Source organism: Yersinia sp. 1252 StPb PI (assembly GCF_048593885.1).
Classification (GTDB): domain Bacteria; phylum Pseudomonadota; class Gammaproteobacteria; order Enterobacterales; family Enterobacteriaceae; genus Yersinia; species Yersinia enterocolitica_E.
On sequence record NZ_JAZGQE010000328.1, the window covers coordinates 1 to 2,053 of the forward strand.

Here is a 2,053-nt window from a genome sequence, read left to right on the forward strand (position 1 = left end):
AGTAAATCGATTGGCAGTAAGTCCATCATGTTCATCAATAAAACCCAAACAAACACGGTCAGGGCTAATGGTGCTATAACCCAGGAGGTCCAGTCGCTGATGTACGGTTGTCCGCGCACATCACTGAACTGTCTCATGAGCGCAGACGCTTTGGTTACCGCTGTATTTGGCAGTTATTATGTAGTACTCCGGTTTTTAGTGACACCGCAGTGAGAGTTTTTGACCAGTTTTTTGCATAAATCACAGCTGATAGGCCGCCGAGGGTAACTGTTTAGCCGATCTTTATTACATCCTGTGTGCCAGGCCTCTGTTAAATGCCGCACTTCAGATAGAGTTCGAAATAGAAACATGTCGAGTACTTCTGTTCTCAATGTCTTGTTAAACCGCTCTATAAACCTGTTTTGCATCGGTCTGCCTCGCGGGAAAAAGTCAAGCATGACGCCATTGCTTTCTGTTCATTCAGCCAGAACCACCGCGGACAGTTCGGGTCTATAGTCACTTCGAATATAAGCTAGCTAACCCCTCTCTGTACTGAACCTGTCTGATATTCTGACTAAACTGTGAGCCGGTATATTCAAGTCAACTTCGACGGCCAGTGCCTCCCGATTAAGATCATCAACCACGTTGAACAACCGAAATCGGCGCCCGTCGGCCAAAGCATCATTTATAAAGTCAACTGACCAGCAATGGTTCATTTTTAATGGGGCAACTAAAGGCTGAGGGTGCTGGTTAGGTAACCGTTTATTCTCCCCATGCTTGAGACTAAACTTCAGCTGGTAATTCTCCTCTTCCCGCTCTTTCATCCGCTTGATATCCGGAGACCCCATCCCTTCGTATTTGGATTTTCAGTTGTAGTCGCGAGCTTCCGACACACGGCTTTCGCGACAAACACCCTTCACATGATGGCCACTTTCAACTTCTTTCAGAATCCGCAGGAACTGGAGTTCAGTAAAACGCGCTTTCTTCATGGTGGTTCTCCTGCTGGATGTATTTCAACCAGAAAACTCTACTAAGAGGTAAGACTAAATTCAGGAGCTACAACTACGATGCGTAAGATATTCGGGTAAACCCACGCAGAATAGTTTTATCTAGGGCTTCGATGGCCGTTTTCGGGATGAGTGCCTGAATGAATATTGGTTCTGCGCCATTCACTCATGCGAGAAATATTATGAGTGAATGGCGGAAGGATTATAACGCCTATAGACACATTCGATGCTGAACTATCTGACTCCCCAGGAGTTTGCACCGAACTGGTATCATAGTGATTTTGACAATGACAGAAATGATATTCCTAAGTGAGTATTGTATTTAATTTGGTGGACAAGTCACGCCTGAAATGGAACTCGAACCGTAAGCCATAAGCCATAAGCCATAAGCCATAAGCCATAAGCCATAAGCCATAAGCCATAAGCCCGAGAATCTAGATCACATTAGTCATAGTATATCAATGAGTTATAAGTTTCTTCAATATTGACTAAGGAAGAATATCGCTTATAAATAGAACGTTTGCGGGCTTTGCACTCTTTAAGTGACAAATAAAATCCTATTATCTGACAGGAATAGAAATGTCCCGTCATAGGGTGCCAGAGTTAGGAGATTTAACCCTCCTCTCTTCTGAATGTTAAAAATCCCAAATTGTTTAGATTGATTTTTATGTCTATAATTCATCATAGTGGTAAAAAAACCAATATAAATTATTGGTCAAAATACCATTAGTATTGAATACACATCCAGTGATATCGGTAGTAAAAAAGGGAACTGGTCCTTTCATTTTATTTTTCACAATAACCTGATTGCAGCTTTATGATAACAGCGTGGAGAAAACACTTAAGTATAAGTTGGTTACAATATAACATTAAACGTTAAAAATCGTATATTATGGCCTTCGTAGTAATTAAGCCTCTAATCCCTTTTGCTCTTAAGTCTACTTAACATGTACATAGAGCAAACGGAGCGACTGTTCTCGAAACTGTCAAGATTTGCAGTTAAGCATAGATCTGACTCATCACATCAGGATCTTAGCTGTGTCAAAAACATATATTTCCTTATACAG

At 41.5% G+C, this 2,053-nt stretch carries 2 pseudogenes; both read right to left on the minus strand.

What is annotated here, in order from left to right:
* Positions 1 to 86 (minus strand): annotated as a pseudogene (locus V2A85_RS23220) (F0F1 ATP synthase subunit A); the annotation flags it as partial.
* A 68-nt stretch (positions 87 to 154) separates the two neighbouring features.
* Positions 155 to 968: pseudogene (locus V2A85_RS23225) on the minus strand (integrase core domain-containing protein).
* Positions 969 to 2,053: the final 1,085 nt, after the last annotated feature.